The following is a 15873-nucleotide window of genomic DNA, read 5'->3' on the forward strand; positions in this document are numbered from 1 at the left end:
GACAGCCACAATGACCCCTCGGTCAAACCCCTGTCAATGGCTCCGGGCGAACAGGAGAGCGCTCTCCTCATCCCGGGGAGCGCTCTCCGGCAATTTTCGGGCGGCAGCGTGCTCGCTAACCGGCCACGAGCCGCAGCGGCTGGGTGGTGAGCCGAGTCAGGGCGGCCGCGGTCGCGGGGTCGGCCGGCAGGTACACCACCAGCCGCTGGTCGTCGTCGACCGGCAGCTCGAGCGTCTCGAAGTCCAGCCGCAGCGCCCCCGCCACCGGGTGCGCCATCCGCAGCACCCCGCTCGATCGCGGCAGCCCCGCAATTGCCGACACCCGCCCGGTGAACGCCTCCCCCGCCGTCACCGTGAGCTCGTCGGCCAGCGCGGCCACCGCCGGGTCGGCGCGGAACGGCCCGCTCTTGAGGGCCGCCACCTGGTCGTCCGCCACCACCTCCCAGTCCGGGAAGGCCGAACGGGCCCGCGGGTCGGCGAGCACGAACCGCGCCATGTTCGGTACCGCGTGGTCGAGCAGCCCCACCGCCCGCATCAACGCCGCGAACGCCGGCGTGCGGGCCACGACGTCTCCGAGCCGGTTGAACACCGCGGCCGGCGCCGGCTCCAGCCGGTCGAGCAGCGCCCGCACGGGCGCCCGGACCGACAGCGCGGGCGCGGCCCCGGGCCCCCGGCAGGTGAATCCGGGGTCAGCCGCCTTGGTCAACCGGTGCAGGTGCACCCGCTCGGCCGTGCTCAACCGCAGCGCGTCCGCGAGCGCCGACAGGACCTGCGGCGAAGGGTGCCGGTCGCGGCCCTGCTCGAGCCGGGTGACGTACTCGACGCTCACCCCGGCCAACGCCGCCACCTCGGTCCGCCGCAGCCCCGGCGTCCGCCGCCGCGCCCCGGCCGGCAGCCCCACATCGGCCGGCGTCACCGCGGCCCGGCGGGTGCGCAGGAACAGTCCGAGCTCGCTCACGCCACGACCGTACAGCCGCGGCCGCACCCGGACAGTGGCCCTGGCGCTACCACCTTGAGCCCGGACCGGCCGGGCGACGCGGCGGCGATCACGCGCGGGGACCGGCCGCCAGCTGGACGCCGCCGGCCACGGGCAGGACCGTGCCGGTGATGTAGCCGTTTGTCGCCAGCGCGACGATCGCGTCGGCCACCTCCTCGGCGCGGCCGATCCGGCCGGCCGGGAGCGCCGCCGCGTAGGACTTGAACAAGGCGTCCCGGTCGGCCGCAGGCACGCCGTCCCACCAGGGGGTGCGGATGACGCCCGGTGAGACGGCATTCACGCGGACCGGCGCCAGCTCGACCGCGAGCGGGCCGACCATCGCCTCGAGCGCCCCGTTGAGCGCGGCCAGACCGGACGTGCCCGGCAGCGCCGCCTGGGCCGAGCCGGCCGTGACGAGCGTGATCGACGCATCCGCGGCCAGGTGCGCCGGCGCGGCCCGCAGCAGCTCGACGTGCGGCCAGAACTTCTCGTCGAACGCCGCCCGCAGGTCGCCGAGCGCGCCGAGCGGGCCGCCACCGCGGGAGCCGCCGAGCGCCAGGACCAGGTGGTCGTAGCGCACCCCGTCCGCGAACGCCGCCCGCACCCCGTCGGCGGTGCCGGCGTCGGCGACGATGCCGCGCAGGCCGGATGCGTCGATCTTCTGCTGTGAGCGGCCGGTGATGGTGACGGCGTCACCCCGGGCCGCGAACGCCCGCGCGGTGGCCAGGCCGATGCCCGAGGTACCGCCCGCAACGAGAACATGCTGCGCCATGCTTGACCCCTTTATCGAGACTCTCAGTCTCGACAAGCATTGCCGAGACTGACGGTCTCGGCAAGTTAGGATCATCACATGCACCGCGAGCACACCGGCCGCCGCCGCAACGACGCCGCGCGGCAGGACATCCTCGACGCGGCCGCGGCGCTCATCGCCGACCCGGGTGGCCAGCCGGTCACCGTCGACGCCATCGCCGCCCGCGCGGGCGTGGGGAAGCAGACGATCTACCGCTGGTGGCCGTCGAAGTACGCCGTCATGCTCGACGCCCTCCTGGAACGCGCCCGCGTCGACGTCGTCGACGAGGGCGACGGCACCCTGCTGGGCGACCTGACCGCCTTTCTGGTCAGCTCGTTCGCCGGCGCCGAGCGCCCCGGCGGGCGCGCCTTCCTGTCCACCGTCGCCGCCCTGGCCCAGACCGACCCGGCCGCCCGCGACCTGCTGCAGCAGTTCACCAGCCGACGCCGCGAGGCGCTGCGCACCCTCCTGCAACGCCATGGCGTGGCCGAGCCGGACCTGATGGTGGAGCAGGCGTACGGCGTCCTCTGGTACCGCCTCCTCGTCTCCGGCACCCCCCTCGACCGCGACTCCGCCGAGCGGCTCGCCGCCCTCCTGACCCTCCAGGCCGACCGCCGTCCATCCACAGTGGACCAATTTGACGAGGGGGCGCGTAATTAGTTCGAGTATCGAAAAAAGAGCGACTATGGTCGCCGTCGATGGCACTCGTGGAAGCACGTCAGCTGACCAAGGTCTTCCGCCGGCCGGAGAAGGATCCGGGCCTGCGGGGGGCCGTCAAACACCTTTTCACCAGGAGGTTCACCGACAAGGTTGCGGTCGATCAGCTTGACCTGGCGATCGAGGCCGGCGAGGCGGTCGCGTACGTCGGGCCGAACGGGGCGGGCAAGTCGACGACCGTGAAGCTGCTCAGCGGGATTCTCGTGCCGACCTCCGGGGAGGTGCGCATCGACGGGCTGTCGCCGCGCAAGGACCGGGTCGCGGTGGCACATCGGATCGGGGTGCTGTTCGGGCAGCGCACGCAGCTGTGGTGGGACCTGCCGGTCGCCGAGTCGCTGGCGGTGCTGCGCGACGTGTACGGCATCGACCACGGCACGTACCGCAAGCGCCTCAAACGCTTCGACGAGGTCCTCGAGCTCGGCGACGTGCTGCCGGTGCTCGGGCGCAAGCTGTCGCTCGGGCAGCGGATGCGGGCCGACCTCGCGGCCGCCCTGCTGCACGCGCCGCCCGTCGTGTACCTCGACGAGCCCACGATCGGGCTCGACCTGGCCGTCAAGGACCGGGTCCGCGAGTTCTTCCGGACGGTCCGCGACGAGGGCACCACTGTCATGCTCACCAGCCACGACCTCGGCGACATCGAGGGCTTCTGCCGGCGGCTGGTCATCATCGACTCCGGCCGGATCATCTTTGACGGGGCGCTGGAGGCGGTGAAGGACGCGTTCGCGCGGGAGCGCATCCTCAACGTCGAGGCCGAGACCGCGGTACCGGTTGCGACACTGCGGGAGGTCCTGCCCGGCGCGACAGTGGAGCCCGGCGAGACGCCGCTGCAGTTCGCGGTGCGCTTCGACCGGTTCGCGATGACGGCGGGCCAGGCGGTGACGGCCATCGCGCCGCTGACGAACCTCGTCGACTTCCACGTGGACGAGCCGTCGATCGAGGACGTCATCCGCCGCGTCTACTCGGGCGAGCTCCAGCTCGAGCGGGACAGCGCATGAGGGCCTACACCGCCCACGCCCGCGCGGCCGCACTGAGCGCCCTGGCGTATCGCGGCAACTTCCTCATGTCCCTCGGCGGCGTCGCGTTCCAGCTCATCGCCCTGCTCGCGGTCTGGAAGGTGCTGCTCGGCGGGGCCGGCACGCGGATCGGCGGCTTCGACTGGCCGCACATGCGCAGCTACCTGCTCGTCGCGTTCGCGTCGGGCGCGCTCGTCGGCACCTTCGTCGACTTCCGGATGGCCTGGCGCATCAAGTCCGGGCTGGTGGCGCTCGACCTCGTCAAGCCCGTCGACTACCAGCGGGCCCGGCTGTGGGAGGCGATCGGGGGCGTGTGGATCGAGATCGCCGTCATCGCCGTGGTGGCCACCGTGTCCATGCTGTTCAGCGGCGTACCCGACCTGCCACCGGGCCCGGAGCTGGCGCTGTTCGCGACGAGCATGCTCCTGCTCATTCCGCTGAAGTTCATCATCGTGTACTTCTCCACGCTCGCCTGCTTCTGGACGCAGAACGACGTCGGCATCCTGTGGGCGCGCCAGGCGGTCACCGGCCTGCTCTCCGGGGCGCTGGTGCCGCTCGCGTACTTCCCCGGCTGGCTCGCCACCGCGGCGCAGTGGTCGCCGTTCGCCGGGCTCACGTCCACGCCCGCCCTGATCTTCGTCGGCCAGGCGTCGGGCGGCCGCGCCCTGCTGCTCGTCGGGGTGCAGCTGGCCTGGGTGATCGTGCTCTGGTACGCCGCGCGGGCCCTCTTCAGTCGCGCGTTGCGGCAGCTCACGGTACACGGGGGATAGACGCTATGCGGATCGTTCGGCTCTATGGGCGGCTCCTCGGCGCGCACCTGCGCTCGCTGCTGGAGTACGAGGGCGACTTCTGGATCATGATGGCCGGGACCCTGGTGATGCAGGTCGTCAACGTGGTGTTCCTGTCCGCCATCTTCGCGAAGGTCCCGGCCATCAACGGCTGGACGTTCTGGGCGGTGGTGGCGATGTTCGGCATGGTCGCCGTGGCCGAGGGCGTCGGCTCGCTGTTCTTCGAGGGCATGTGGAGCCTGAGCTGGCAGATCAACCAGGGCGAGATCGACTACAAGCTGGTCCGCCCGTATCCGGTGGTCCTCCAGGTCAGCAGCACCAACATCGGCATCCACGGCCTGACGAACATCGTCACCGGCGGCCTCATGCTGGGCTTCGCCGTGTTCCACCTCTCGGTGCCGTGGACGCCGCTGCGCATCCTGCTGGCCCTGGTGATCCTGCTGTCCGCGATCGCCGTCAAGGTCGCGGTGAACCTGGCCACCAACTCGGCCGCGTTCTGGATGCAGAGCCCCAGCCCGCTGTTCGCGATGGCCGTCCACCAGGCCGGCGACCTGGCCCGCTTCCCGCTGAGCGTGTATCCGTGGGCGCTGCGCGCGGCGCTGGGCTTCGCCCTGCCGTTCGCGTTCGTGAGCTTCTTCCCGGTCGCGTTCCTGCTGGGCTCCGGCCAGGCGTGGGTCGGCCTGCTCACGCCGCTCGTCGCGGCGTACTCCGTCCTCGTGGCCGCCTGGATCTTCAACCGCGGCCTGCGCCGCTACGAAAGCGCGGGCAACTGACGGGGTTTGTCCTCAACCCGCCGGGCGCGCCGCCGATGGGGCGATCGTGAAGGCGTGGCTCGTCGCGGCCGCCGTCGTGGTCGCGGTCGCGCTCGGCGGGACCGCGACCTGGCAGCACTATGTCGGCTCGGTCGAGAACGCGGACCTGCTCGGCGACGCCGGGCGCGACCGGGCCGGGTCGCCGCGCCAGATCGACATCCAGTCCGCGCCGCGGCTGTCGGGCGGGCCGGGCGGCGGGCCGAGTGCGGACGTACAGCAGCAGCTCGATTCGGAGCCGGGGCGCAACATCCTACTCGTCGGGCTGGATGCGCGGCCCGAGGAGGACCGGGCGGCCGCGCGGGCCGACACGGTGATCGTCGTGCACGTCACGGAGGGCGGCGACCGGGCGTTCCTGGTGTCGCTGCCGCGCGACACCCGGGTCGCGATCCCCGGGCACGGCACCGACAAGCTCAACGCGGCGTACGCGTTCGGTGGGTTCGAGCTGCTGGCCCGGACCGTCCAGCAGATCACCGGCCTGGTCTTCGACGCCGGGGCGATCATCGACTTCGCGGGGCTGCGCAAGGTGGTCGACGCGGTCGGCGGGGTCGAGCTGTGCGTGGACGAGGAGACGACCTCGGTGCACATCGGCTGGGACGCCGCGGGGCGCGAGACCCCGCCCTACCGGCTGATCCCGCCGTCGTTCCGGCCGGAGCGGATCGCGGGGGTACGTCCACAGGTCTACCACGTCGGCTGCCGGCACTTCGCCGGCTGGGAGGCCCTCGACTACGTGCGCCAGCGGGAGCTGATCCCGGACGGCGACTACGGCCGGCAGCGCCACCAGCAGCAGCTCCTGCGGGCCCTGGCCGAGAAGGTCACGTCGGCGGGCGTGCTGGCCAACCCGCTGGCCCTCAACCGGGTCGTCACCGCCGTCGGCGACTCGCTGACGTTCGACGGCAACGGCTCATCGGTCACCGACTGGATCGTCCGCCTCCGCGCGATAGGCCCGTCCGACCTGACACTGCTGCGCACGAACGCCGGCCAGTTCCACACCGAGCAGCGCGACGGCCGCGACTACGAGCACCTCGACGCCACGACGGCCGACCTGTTCACCGCCGCCCGCGACGACCGGCTGGGCGAGTTCGCCGCCGCGCACCCGGACTGGGTCATCTAGGGGCGCCGTCTAGGCCCGGCTCCACCACCTGGACAGGGTGACGTGCTCGAACCCGAGCGACTCGTACAGCGGCCGCCCGAGCGTGGACGCGGTGAGCGTCATCGGCCGGTCGTCGAAGCGGCCCAGCAGCGCGTGCATGAGCGAGCGCCCGACACCCCGCGACCGGAACCGGGCCGCGGTCGTCACCCAGTAGACGCCGACCACCCCGGCCTGCGGCACGGCGACGGCGGCTCCGACCGGCTCACCGTCGAGCTCGGCCAGGTAGAACTCGAGATCCTCGAGGAGGCCGTCGGGAAAAACGACGCCGCGCTGATACGGCTGGAACCGCTCCAGCGCGAACTCATCGACCACGAGCCGCTCGACGGTGCGCAGATCACGTGGCGCGCCGACCCGGCGCACGGGGACCTTCGGCTCGCCGGCGGGCTTGTGGGGGTCCAGGATCAGGATCGGCAGTCGTCGTTCGGCAAGTCCCTGGGAGCCCAGGTCGAGCGCCCCGAACGCGTCCTCGACCACGACCCGGCCGGCCGGCACGACTACCGAGTCGACCGCCCGCACCGTCAGGATCCGGGTGCCGTAGCGCTCGTCGCCCCGGACCTCCAGCCACCCGTCGCCCACCTCGACGCCGTACCCCCTGGCCCGGGCGATCCGGCTCCACAACTCCGCCGCATTCCCGGCGGCCAGCGTCAACGCGTCCCCGTTCATCCCGGCAGCCTAGGCGCTCTGCGGCCGTTCGTGAGGAACCGGCCGACCGCCCACCGGCCAGGCAAAGGCCCTGACGATCAGCAGCCCCGTGAAGTCGCCCGTGTCCGCGGCGGCGCCGACCATGAGTGCCTTCGCCCGGGGTGACCAACGGGCCCGGTGATAAAGTGGAGGAGTACCTCCGATCAGGGCAGGTTGTATGACGACGCAGCCGGGTGTGCGGCGGCCGCAGCGGGCTGACGCGCGGCGCAACTTCGACGCGCTCATCGCGGCCGCGCGGGAGGCGTTCGCCGAGCACGGGACGGGTGCGTCGCTCGAGGACATCGCGCGGCGGGCCGGGGTGGGGATCGGGACGCTGTACCGCAACTTCCCGACCCGGCAGGACCTGTTCGACGCGGTCTACCTCGGGGAGCTCGACGCGCTCTGCCGGGCCGCGGACGACGTCGCCGGGCTCGCACCCTGGGACGCGCTGGCGGCGTGGCTGCGCCGGTTCGTCGGCTACGTCGCGACCAAGCGGGCCATCTACGAGGAGATCAACCGCGACTCCGAGATGGTCCGCGGCGCGCGCGAGGCGATGTACGCCGCGTTCGCGCCCCTGCTCGCCCGGGCCCAGGAGTCCGGCGCGGCGCGGCGCGACGTGAGCACCGACGACCTGCTGCGGCTCGTCTCGGGGCTGACCGCGGGCGGCTACGTCGACGAGGCGCAACGCGAGCGCGTCCTCACGGTTGCGCTGGACGGCGTGCGCGCGCGTTAGTTTTCCGGCGTGTCCGGGTATGACCGCGCGCATGGGTGTCGATCTGCTGCACAAGCCGGTCGTTGATCTGGCCGGTATGCCCGTCGGAACCGTCGACGGGGTCGAGACGGTGGTCGGGGTGGACGGCACGCGCGAGATCTCGGCGCTCGTCGTCGAGCCGCGGCGGTGGTTCGGGTTCGGCGACCCGGCTGCGCGGATGCGCATCTCCTGGGACCTGGTGGCCTTCTGTGACCGCAGCATCACGCTCATGGTCCGGAAAAACCGCCTCCGGCTGTCCTGATCCTTGGAACAGGTAGCGTCTTGTCCAACGTGCGCTTCGAGCCGTGATCACGGGGTAGTGATCGCCGGTCCGGGGCATGGAGCTCGACTGGATGAGGTGCATCGCAGATGTCCGACCTGGCGCAGATCGGCGTGACCGGTCTCGCGGTGATGGGCCGCAACCTGGCCCGGAACCTGGCCCGCAATGGTTACACCGTCGCCGTGCACAACCGCTCGTACGAGCGGACGCGGCGGCTGGCCGACGAGTTCGGGCACGAGGGCACCTTCGTGCCGAGCGAGTCGATGGCCGACTTCGTCGCCTCCCTCGCCCGCCCGCGGGCGGTCATCATCATGGTCAAGGCCGGCGGCCCGACGGACGCCGTCATCGACGAGCTCGTGCCCCTCCTGGAGGAGGGCGACATCGTCATCGACGCCGGCAACGCCCACTTCGCCGACACCCGCCGTCGCGAGCAGTCGCTGCGCGACAAGGGCCTGCACTTCGTCGGCACCGGCGTGTCCGGCGGCGAGGAGGGCGCCCTGCTCGGCCCGAGCATCATGCCGGGCGGCTCCCCCGAGTCGTACGAGAAGCTCGGCCCCATCTTCGAGAAGATCTCGGCCAAGGTCGACGGCACGCCGTGCTGCGTGCACATCGGCCCCGACGGCGCCGGGCACTTCGTGAAGATGGTGCACAACGGCATCGAGTATGCGGACATGCAGCTCATCGCCGAGGCGTACGACCTGCTGCGGGCCGGCCTGGGTGCCACGCCGGCCGAGATCGCCGACATCTTCCGGACCTGGAACACCGGCGACCTCGAGTCGTTCCTGATCGAGATCACCGCCGACGTGCTCTCCCAGACCGACGCCGACACCGGCCAGGCGTTCGTGGACATCGTCCTGGACCAGGCCGAGCAGAAGGGCACCGGCCGCTGGACCGTGCAGAGCGCGCTGGACCTGGGCGTGCCGATCACGGGCATCGCCGAGGCCACCTTCGCCCGCTCCCTGTCCGGCCACGCCGACCAGCGCGACGCCGCCCGGGCCGCCTTCGGCACCGACGTCGCCGAGCTGTCGATCGCCGACCGCGACCAGTTCATCGAGGACGTGCGGGCCGCCCTGTACGCCTCGAAGATCGTCGCCTACGCCCAGGGCTTCGACCACATCCAGGCCGGCAGCGAGGAGTTCGGCTGGAACATCGACCGCGGCCGGGTCTCCACCATCTGGCGCGGCGGCTGCATCATCCGGGCCCGCTTCCTGAACCGCATCCGCGAGGCCTACGACGAGAACCCGGACCTGAAGAGCCTGATGGTCGCCCCGTACTTCGCGGACGCCGTCAACGCCGGCGTGCCGAGCTGGCGGCGGGTCGTGGCCGCGGCCGCGGCGGCGGGCATCCCGACCCCGGCGTTCTCCTCGTCGCTGTCGTACTTCGACGGCCTGCGCGCCTCCCGCCTGCCGGCCTCGCTCATCCAGGGCCTGCGCGACAACTTCGGCGCGCACACCTACAAGCGCACCGACCGCGAGGGCACGTTCCACGTCGAGTGGGCCGGTGACAAGAAGGAACACAGCGCATAACGCCGGCCCGGTGCGCTCCGCCGACGACTCGCGGAGCGCACCGGCCCGTCCGCGGCGGCGCGGCCCGAGCGCGGAAAAGTCACCGAACTTGACCTTTCACCGGTGGAATGTTTGACGCGACACCTACGTTGTAGGGCGCAGAAGCAAGAGCTACAGCCGGTGAAGGTGGCGTTCGAGATGCAGTTCGGTGTGTTCACCGTTGGTGACGTGACGCAGGACCCGACGAACGGGCGGGTGCCCAGCGACGCTGAGCGGGTCAAGGCGATGACCACGATCGCGCTCAAGGCCGAAGAGGTCGGGCTCGACGTGTTCGCGCTCGGAGAGCACCACAACCCGCCGTTCGTGCCCTCGTCGCCGACCACCATGCTCGGGTGGATCGCGGCCCGGACCGATCGGCTGCTGCTGTCCACGGCGACGACCCTGATCACGACGAACGACCCGGTGAAGATCGCGGAAGACTACGCGATGCTGCAGCACCTGGCCGACGGGCGGGTCGACCTCATGATGGGCCGCGGCAACACGGGGCCGGTGTACCCGTGGTTCGGCCAGGACATCCGCCAGGGCATCAACCTCGCGATCGAGAACTACGCGCTGCTGCGCCGCCTGTGGCGCGAGGACGTCGTCGACTGGGAGGGCAACTTCCGCACGCCGCTGCAGGGGTTCACGGCCACGCCGCGCCCGCTGGACGGGGTGCCGCCGTTCGTCTGGCACGGGTCGATCCGCAGCCCGGAGATCGCCGAGCAGGCCGCCTACTACGGTGACGGCTTCTTCGCCAACCACATCTTCTGGCCCAAGGAGCACACTTCTCGCATGGTCGACCTGTACCGCCGGCGCTTCGAGCACTACGGGCACGGCTCGGCCGACCAGGCCATCGTCGGCCTCGGCGGGCAGGTGTTCATGCGCAAGAACTCGCAGGACGCGAAGCGCGAGTTCCGGCCGTACTTCGACAACGCCCCCGTCTACGGCCACGGCCCCTCGATGGAGGACTTCACCGCGCAGACGCCGCTCACCGTGGGCTCCCCCCAGGAGGTCATCGACCGCACGCTGGGCTTCCGCGAGTACGTCGGCGACTACCAGCGCCAGCTCTTCCTGCTCGACCACGCGGGACTGCCGCTGAAGACGGTCCTGGAGCAGCTCGACATCCTCGGCGAGGAGGTCGTGCCGGTGCTGCGCAAGGAGTTTGCCATCGGGCGGCCCGCGCACGTGCCGGACGCGCCCACCCACGAGTCCCTCAAGCACCAGAAAGTAGACGCGTAGCCATGATTGTCGCGATCACCGCCGGGCTGAGCCAGCCGTCGTCGACCCGGCTGCTGGCCGACCGGCTGAGCGCCGCGGTCAGCGCGAAGCTCCAGGCCGAGGTGCAGACGTTCGAGCTGCGCGACCTGGCCCACGACATCACCGACCACCTGCTCACCGGCTTCCCGTCGCCGCGCCTCAAGGAGGTCGTCGACGCGGTCGCCGGGGCCGACGCGCTCGTCGCGGTGTCGCCGATCTTCAACGCGTCCTACAGCGGCCTGTTCAAGTCGTTCTTCGACGTGCTCGGCGACGACGTGCTGGACGGCAAGCCGGTCCTGCTCGGCGCGACCGGCGGCACCGCCCGGCACTCGCTGGCGCTGGAGCACGCGCTGCGGCCGCTGTTCGTGTACCTCCACGCCGTCGTCGCCCCGACGGCGGTCTTCGCGGCCACCGACGACTGGGCGGCCGGGGGCCACAACACCCTGCACGACCGGATCGCCCGGGCCGCGGGCGAGCTCGCGGCACTCGTGCAGGCGACCGGGCCCACCCGGGCGCCGAAGGACCCGTTCGCGCTCACGACGTCGTTCGAGGACCTGCTGGGACGCTCATGATCCAGACCGGCAGGTCGTCGACCTGCAGGTGCTCCACGACCTCGAAGCCGGCGGTACGGTACACCTGCACGTTCTTGGGGTTCGAGGTTTCCAGGTAGGCCGGGAGTCCGTCGGCCGCCGCGCGGGCCAGCCCGGCGGCCATGACGGTGCGGCCGAGCTTGCGGCCCCGGTGATCGGGGTGGACCGCCACCACGCCGAGGTACCAGTGCGGCGTCTTCGGCAGTTTGGTGTGCACGATCGACTGGTAGCGCCCGAAGCGGCCGCTCTGCGGAGGGTGCTCGACACCGTTGCCCCCGGGTGAGCGCGGCGGGTCCCACATCGCGACAGCGGCGCCGCCGTCGGCGACCCAGACCGAGCCGTGCCCGACCCGCGAGTCGAAGAGCGAGCCGAACATCTTCCCGGCCTCGGCCGAGTACTGGTCCCCCGGCAGGAACCAGCGCAGCGCCGGGTCGGCGGCGAACGCGGCGACGGCGGTGGCCACGGCCGCGTCGCGCTGCTCCACGGTGGCGATGGTGACTGTCGTTTCAGGCATGCGTTGCGTCACTTTCGACAGGTACGCGTCAATGGCGTCACGGTTGCGGCTCAGGCAGGCGATCCGGGCGTCCATGCGCTCGCGCTCGTGCCGCAGCAGCGCGACGACCTCGGGCCCGGCATCGGAGATCGTGATGCTACAGGGGTTGTCCAGGCACGGCAGCACGTTTTTGATCAACCGGGTGGGCAGGCCGGACTCGAGCAGCCCGCGGATCTGCTGGACCCGGTCGACGAGGTGCTCGCCGTAGTCGCGGTAGCCGTTGGGCCGCCGCTGCGGCGTGAGCAGGCCCTGCTCCTCGTAGTACCGCAGCAGGCGGGCGGGCGTCCCGGTGCGGGCGGCGAGCTCGCCGATGCGCATGTGTGACGTGCCTCCCTCGCGCTGGACCTTCACACTAGTGAGAGGGTCCGACCATGGCGAGCATGATTCTCGCCGTGCTGGCGGCGGCGCAGTTCCTGCTCGCCCTCGACTACTCCATCGTGTACGTCGCGCTGCCGGTCATCGCCCGCGACCTGGGCCTGCCGCTGGGGGCCGCGCAGTGGGTGGTGAGCGCCTACGCGGTCCCGTTCGCCGGGCTGCTGCTGGTCGGCGGGCGGCTCGCCGACCGGTTCGGGGCGGGCCGGCTGTTCCTGGTCGCCGTGCTGCTGTTCGGCCTGTCGTGCGCGGTCGCGGGCCTCGCGGGCGGCGGCACCGTGCTGCTGGCCGCGCGCGGGGTGCAGGGCCTGGCCGCGGCGCTGCTGCAGCCGGCGATCCTCGGGCTGATCGGCGCCCGGTTCCCGGCCGGCCCCGCGCGGACGCGGGCGCTGTCGGTGTGGGGCGCGGTCGGGGCGTCCGGGCTCGCGGCCGGTGTGGTGCTCGGGGGCCTGCTCACGGCGTACAGCTGGCGCTTGACGTTCTTCGTGAACGTCCCGGTGACGCTCGCGTGCGCGGCCGGTGCGGCCGTCTGGCTGCGGCCCGGGCAGCAGCGCCGCGCTCCGGGGGCTCCGCTCACCCGGACCCTCATCGCCACGACGACCACCGTCGCCCTCGCGCTGGGCCTCACCCTGGGCTCCGTCGCGCTGGTGGCCGCCGCGGTGCTGCTGGGCCTGACGCTCATCGGCCCGGTGGTGCGGCTGCGCCCGCGGGCGCTGCGGACCGGCTCGCTGGCCGCCGCCCTGTACATGGCCAGCGTCGGATCCGAGTTCTACGTGGTCACGCTGATGCTGCAGGACCGGGACGGGTATGCGCCGCCGGCCGCCGGGCTCGCGTTCCTGCCGCTCGCCGCGCTTGTCACAGTCGGCAGCTCGCTGACCGAGCGGCTGGTGAGGCGCTTCGGCCTGGCGCCGGCGCTCGGTGGGGCGTTCCTGGTGGCCGGCCTCGGCCTCGGCTGGCTCGCCGTCGCCTCCGACCTCGGCTACCCTGCCGGCGTCCTGCCCGGGCTGCTGGTCAGCGGGGCGGCCCACGGCGTGATCTACACGGCGATGTTCGTGCTCGGCGCGCGTGACGTGCCGGCCGAGCGGCAGTCGTCGGCCGGGGCCACGATGACGACCGCGCAGTACCTGGCCGGGGCGGTGGCCGTCGCGGCGCTCACGCTGCCGCTGCACGGCGGCGCGTACGCGGCCGCGTTCTGGCTCACCGCCGCGGCCGCGGTGGCCGGGGCGGCGTTGGTGCTCGGCCCGCGGATGTGGTCCGCTACCACGCATGGCTGAGCGCAACGACTGGGCGGCGATCGTCTCCCCCTGGCACCTCGACGAGTACATCCCGGGCTTTACGGTCCCGGTCGCGGCGGCCGCGACGATCCGCCCCGACCTCCCCGACGGGCCCGTCCCCGATCGGATGAGCCTCCTGCACCGGGCGGTGGCCGAGGCCGTGGCGAGGGTCGAGCGGCCGCTGCTGCTGGCCGGCGACTGCCCGACCGCCCGCGCCGCCCTCGCCGGGCTGCAGCGGCGCCACCGTGACCCGGCCGTGCTGTGGCTTGACGCTCACGGCGACTTCAACACCCCGGCCATCACGACAAGCGGCTACCTCGGTGGCATGGCCATCGCGATGCTGACGGGCCGGACGCCCGGCCTGTTCGCCGACCCGCTCGACCTGCGCCCGGTGCCCGACGCCGGCGTGATCCTCGCCGACGCCCGCGATCTCGACCCGGCCGAGCGCGACGCCCTGACCGCCAGCGGAGTCCAGCGCGTCGCGGCCGACCCGGCCGCGATCACCGCCGCGCTCGCCGGGCTCGGCGGCCGGCCGGTGTACGTGCACATCGACATCGACATCGTCGACGGGGCCGAGCTGCCCGGGCTGCGCTTCCCCTCCGGCCCGGGCCCCTCCCTCGCGCAGATCGAGGCGTGCCTGACCGCCGCCTGCTCCGCCGCCGACGTGGTGGGCGCCGGCATCGCCTGCGCCTGGCTCCCCGCGCACGCCGGCGACCCGGGCACCCGCGACGCGATCGGCCGGCTCATCGGGGCCCTCGGTTAGTGGTAGCCGTACCGGTGGCGCAGGGGGACGGTGACCGCGCCGGTGAGGTACCGGTGGCGGGTCGCCATGCCCGTCGTCCACTCGTCGTCCAGGCGCAGGGCGACCGGGCCCGTGTGGAAGCGCATCGGGTTGCCGGAGACCTGGTGCGTGCGGGGGACGAAGACCTCGCCGCGGTCGCCCAGGGGCAGGGCGGCCGCGGGCACGCCGCTGAGCTTCGTGATGGCGGCCAGGGTGCCGGCCGGGTCGGCGATCAGGTCCTCGTAGCGGAAGCGTAGGTACGGGCGGCCGGTCCGGGTGGCGATGCGCTCGGTCGCCAGGTTCCAGGCCGACCAGTACAGCGCCGTGGCGCCCGGGTGCATGCGGGGCATCTGGGCGTCGCCCGGGGCGTCGGGGTCGGCGCGGTGGCGCTGCCAGGAGTACGCGACCGCGCGGGGGTCGCGCACGATGTGGGCCACGCGCACGTCGAGGGCCGGGCCCTGCAGGAGCGCGGTGAGGTACGACGGGAACTTCGACGAGTCGACGACCACCTCGGCCCCGCTGACCCGGGCGACCGCGCGGTAGAGCCGCTCCAGGGTCTGGTAGTACCAGAGCATGGCGTCGGCGTCGGGCGGGCTGGCCGGCTTGAGCAGCAGGCCGGGCAGGTGCCGGGTCCGGAACCGGCGGGAGGCGGCGTCGAGGGCCCGCGCGGTCGCGTCGTCGGGCAGGCCGCCGAACGTCTCGCCGAGGACGTCGACCCAGAACTCGCACGACCGCAGCGGGGTGCCGCAGCTGCAGCGCCGGTTCTGCAGCAGGCCGCGCTCCCAGAGGAACTTGATCTCACCGACGCCGACCAGGCCCGGGACCTGGTCGAGCAGGCGCTCGGCGAGCGTACTGCCGCTGCGCCCCCACCCGGCCAGGTAGAGCACACGGGTCGTCGAGCTCGGGTCGCTGTGCACCTTGACTCAACGGCCGACATGTCCGGTTAGTTACTGAAATATGCAGGTCCGGGGCGATCGAGGACACATGTGTTCTGCATCGTTCGACGTAGTAGTGGATCGCCGGAGGGCGGATGATCGGAGCTCACGTCGATGTGAGGAGGCGGTCTGCATGACCGGTCTGCCGGAGGAGACGCTGACCCGGGCCGTGGTGTTCGCCGTCGCCCTGGTCGCGCTGTTCGTCGGCCACAACCTCGGCGACCACGTCTTCCAGACCGACCGCCAGGCCGGACTCAAGGCGGGCCCCGGCGGCGCCGCGTGGCGGGCCATGGCCGGGCACCTGCTGGGCTACCACGTCACGGTCCTCGCGGTGCTGCTGCTCACCGCCGGCGTGCTCCGGCTGCCGCTGTCCCCCCTCGGGGTCGTCGCCGGCCTGGTGTTCTCGGCCGTCACCCACGGGCTGCTCGACCGGCGATGGCCGGTGCGGGCCGTGCTGAAGGCCACCCGCTCGCCGCAGTTCGCCGAGACCCAGTCGCCCGTCTGCGGCATGTACGTCGCCGACCAGGCGCTGCACCAGCTGTTCCTGCTCATCGCCGCCCTGATGATCGCCGCAATCTAGGGTGCAGCGGCCGGGCCGGTCCGCGCGTG

18 protein-coding genes are annotated in these 15873 nt (G+C 72.5%); 13 read left to right on the plus strand and 5 right to left on the minus strand.

Annotation, left to right across the window (positions count from 1 at the left end; translation table 11 throughout):
- Positions 1 to 115: 115 nt before the first annotated feature.
- Together Dvina_RS39715 and Dvina_RS39720 are read right to left on the minus strand one after the other, a co-directional pair.
- Entirely contained in the window at positions 116 to 958 is an 843-nt protein-coding gene (locus Dvina_RS39715; protein ID WP_223095084.1) for a helix-turn-helix domain-containing protein, read from the minus strand.
- A gap of 88 nt (positions 959 to 1046) precedes the next feature.
- Positions 1047 to 1748, minus strand: coding sequence for an SDR family oxidoreductase (locus Dvina_RS39720; RefSeq protein WP_223095086.1), 702 nt, complete (start codon positions 1746 to 1748; stop codon positions 1047 to 1049).
- Between the two features lie 78 nt (positions 1749 to 1826).
- Here Dvina_RS39720 and Dvina_RS39725 point away from each other — a divergent pair, with 78 nt between their 5' ends.
- The 5 genes from Dvina_RS39725 to Dvina_RS39745 are packed head-to-tail and all read left to right on the plus strand — an operon-like array spanning position 1827 to position 6207.
- A complete protein-coding gene (locus tag Dvina_RS39725; protein ID WP_223095088.1) occupies positions 1827 to 2426 on the plus strand; it encodes a TetR/AcrR family transcriptional regulator in 600 nt (199 codons plus the stop codon).
- 38 nt (positions 2427 to 2464) lie between these two features.
- The gene (locus tag Dvina_RS39730) at positions 2465 to 3478 is read left to right on the plus strand and encodes an ABC transporter ATP-binding protein (protein WP_223095090.1); all 1014 of its coding nucleotides are present in this window, start codon (positions 2465 to 2467) and stop codon (positions 3476 to 3478) included.
- Complete coding sequence (locus Dvina_RS39735; protein WP_223095092.1) at positions 3475 to 4266, plus strand: ABC transporter permease; 792 nt, start codon at positions 3475 to 3477, stop codon at positions 4264 to 4266. The genes Dvina_RS39730 and Dvina_RS39735 overlap by 4 nt, the downstream gene beginning before the upstream one ends.
- Before the next feature lie 5 nt (positions 4267 to 4271).
- Positions 4272 to 5057, plus strand: a complete 786-nt coding sequence (locus Dvina_RS39740; protein ID WP_223095094.1) for an ABC transporter permease — start codon at positions 4272 to 4274, stop codon at positions 5055 to 5057.
- Positions 5058 to 5103: 46 nt separating this feature from the next.
- A complete protein-coding gene (locus tag Dvina_RS39745; RefSeq protein WP_223095096.1) occupies positions 5104 to 6207 on the plus strand; it encodes an LCP family protein in 1104 nt (367 codons plus the stop codon).
- A gap of 9 nt (positions 6208 to 6216) precedes the next feature.
- Here the strand turns inward: Dvina_RS39745 and Dvina_RS39750 are convergent, their stop codons facing one another.
- The gene (locus tag Dvina_RS39750) at positions 6217 to 6909 is read right to left on the minus strand and encodes a GNAT family N-acetyltransferase (protein WP_223095098.1); all 693 of its coding nucleotides are present in this window, start codon (positions 6907 to 6909) and stop codon (positions 6217 to 6219) included.
- Positions 6910 to 7105: 196 nt separating this feature from the next.
- On the opposite strand from Dvina_RS39750, the gene Dvina_RS39755 reads away from it, so the two are divergent.
- From Dvina_RS39755 to Dvina_RS39775, 5 genes are all read left to right on the plus strand, one after another.
- Positions 7106 to 7660 carry a TetR/AcrR family transcriptional regulator gene (locus Dvina_RS39755; protein ID WP_223095100.1) on the plus strand — a complete coding sequence of 185 codons (555 nt, stop codon included), beginning with the start codon at positions 7106 to 7108 and terminating at the stop codon, positions 7658 to 7660.
- 31 nt (positions 7661 to 7691) lie between these two features.
- Positions 7692 to 7940, plus strand: coding sequence for a hypothetical protein (locus tag Dvina_RS39760; RefSeq protein WP_223095102.1), 249 nt, complete (start codon positions 7692 to 7694; stop codon positions 7938 to 7940).
- 107 nt (positions 7941 to 8047) lie between these two features.
- Positions 8048 to 9484, plus strand: a complete 1437-nt coding sequence (gene gndA / locus Dvina_RS39765) for an NADP-dependent phosphogluconate dehydrogenase (protein WP_223095104.1) — start codon at positions 8048 to 8050, stop codon at positions 9482 to 9484.
- A gap of 177 nt (positions 9485 to 9661) precedes the next feature.
- Entirely contained in the window at positions 9662 to 10741 is a 1080-nt protein-coding gene (locus tag Dvina_RS39770; RefSeq protein ID WP_223095106.1) for an LLM class flavin-dependent oxidoreductase, read from the plus strand.
- A 2-nt stretch (positions 10742 to 10743) separates the two neighbouring features.
- Positions 10744 to 11331, plus strand: a complete 588-nt coding sequence (locus tag Dvina_RS39775; protein WP_223095108.1) for an FMN reductase — start codon at positions 10744 to 10746, stop codon at positions 11329 to 11331.
- Here the strand turns inward: Dvina_RS39775 and Dvina_RS54800 are convergent.
- A complete protein-coding gene (locus tag Dvina_RS54800; protein ID WP_246655619.1) occupies positions 11294 to 12220 on the minus strand; it encodes a GNAT family N-acetyltransferase in 927 nt (308 codons plus the stop codon). The two genes, Dvina_RS39775 and Dvina_RS54800, sit on opposite strands and share 38 nt — an antisense overlap.
- A 53-nt stretch (positions 12221 to 12273) precedes the next feature.
- Here Dvina_RS54800 and Dvina_RS39790 point away from each other — a divergent pair, with 53 nt between their 5' ends.
- Both Dvina_RS39790 and Dvina_RS39795 read left to right on the plus strand, forming a co-directional pair.
- Complete coding sequence (locus Dvina_RS39790; protein WP_223095110.1) at positions 12274 to 13548, plus strand: MFS transporter; 1275 nt, start codon at positions 12274 to 12276, stop codon at positions 13546 to 13548.
- Positions 13541 to 14311, plus strand: a complete 771-nt coding sequence (locus Dvina_RS39795) for an arginase family protein (protein WP_223095112.1) — start codon at positions 13541 to 13543, stop codon at positions 14309 to 14311. The genes Dvina_RS39790 and Dvina_RS39795 overlap by 8 nt, the downstream gene beginning before the upstream one ends.
- Here Dvina_RS39795 and Dvina_RS39800 read toward each other — a convergent pair.
- Complete coding sequence (locus Dvina_RS39800) at positions 14308 to 15246, minus strand: sulfotransferase (protein WP_223095114.1); 939 nt, start codon at positions 15244 to 15246, stop codon at positions 14308 to 14310. The two genes, Dvina_RS39795 and Dvina_RS39800, sit on opposite strands and share 4 nt — an antisense overlap.
- A gap of 151 nt (positions 15247 to 15397) precedes the next feature.
- Between Dvina_RS39800 and Dvina_RS39805 the strand changes: the two genes are divergently transcribed.
- Positions 15398 to 15844 carry a DUF3307 domain-containing protein gene (locus tag Dvina_RS39805; RefSeq protein ID WP_223095116.1) on the plus strand — a complete coding sequence of 149 codons (447 nt, stop codon included), beginning with the start codon at positions 15398 to 15400 and terminating at the stop codon, positions 15842 to 15844.
- The last annotated feature ends 29 nt before the right edge of the window (positions 15845 to 15873 follow it).

The organism is Dactylosporangium vinaceum, assembly GCF_019904175.1.
GTDB classification, from domain to species: Bacteria; Actinomycetota; Actinomycetes; order Mycobacteriales; family Micromonosporaceae; genus Dactylosporangium; species Dactylosporangium vinaceum.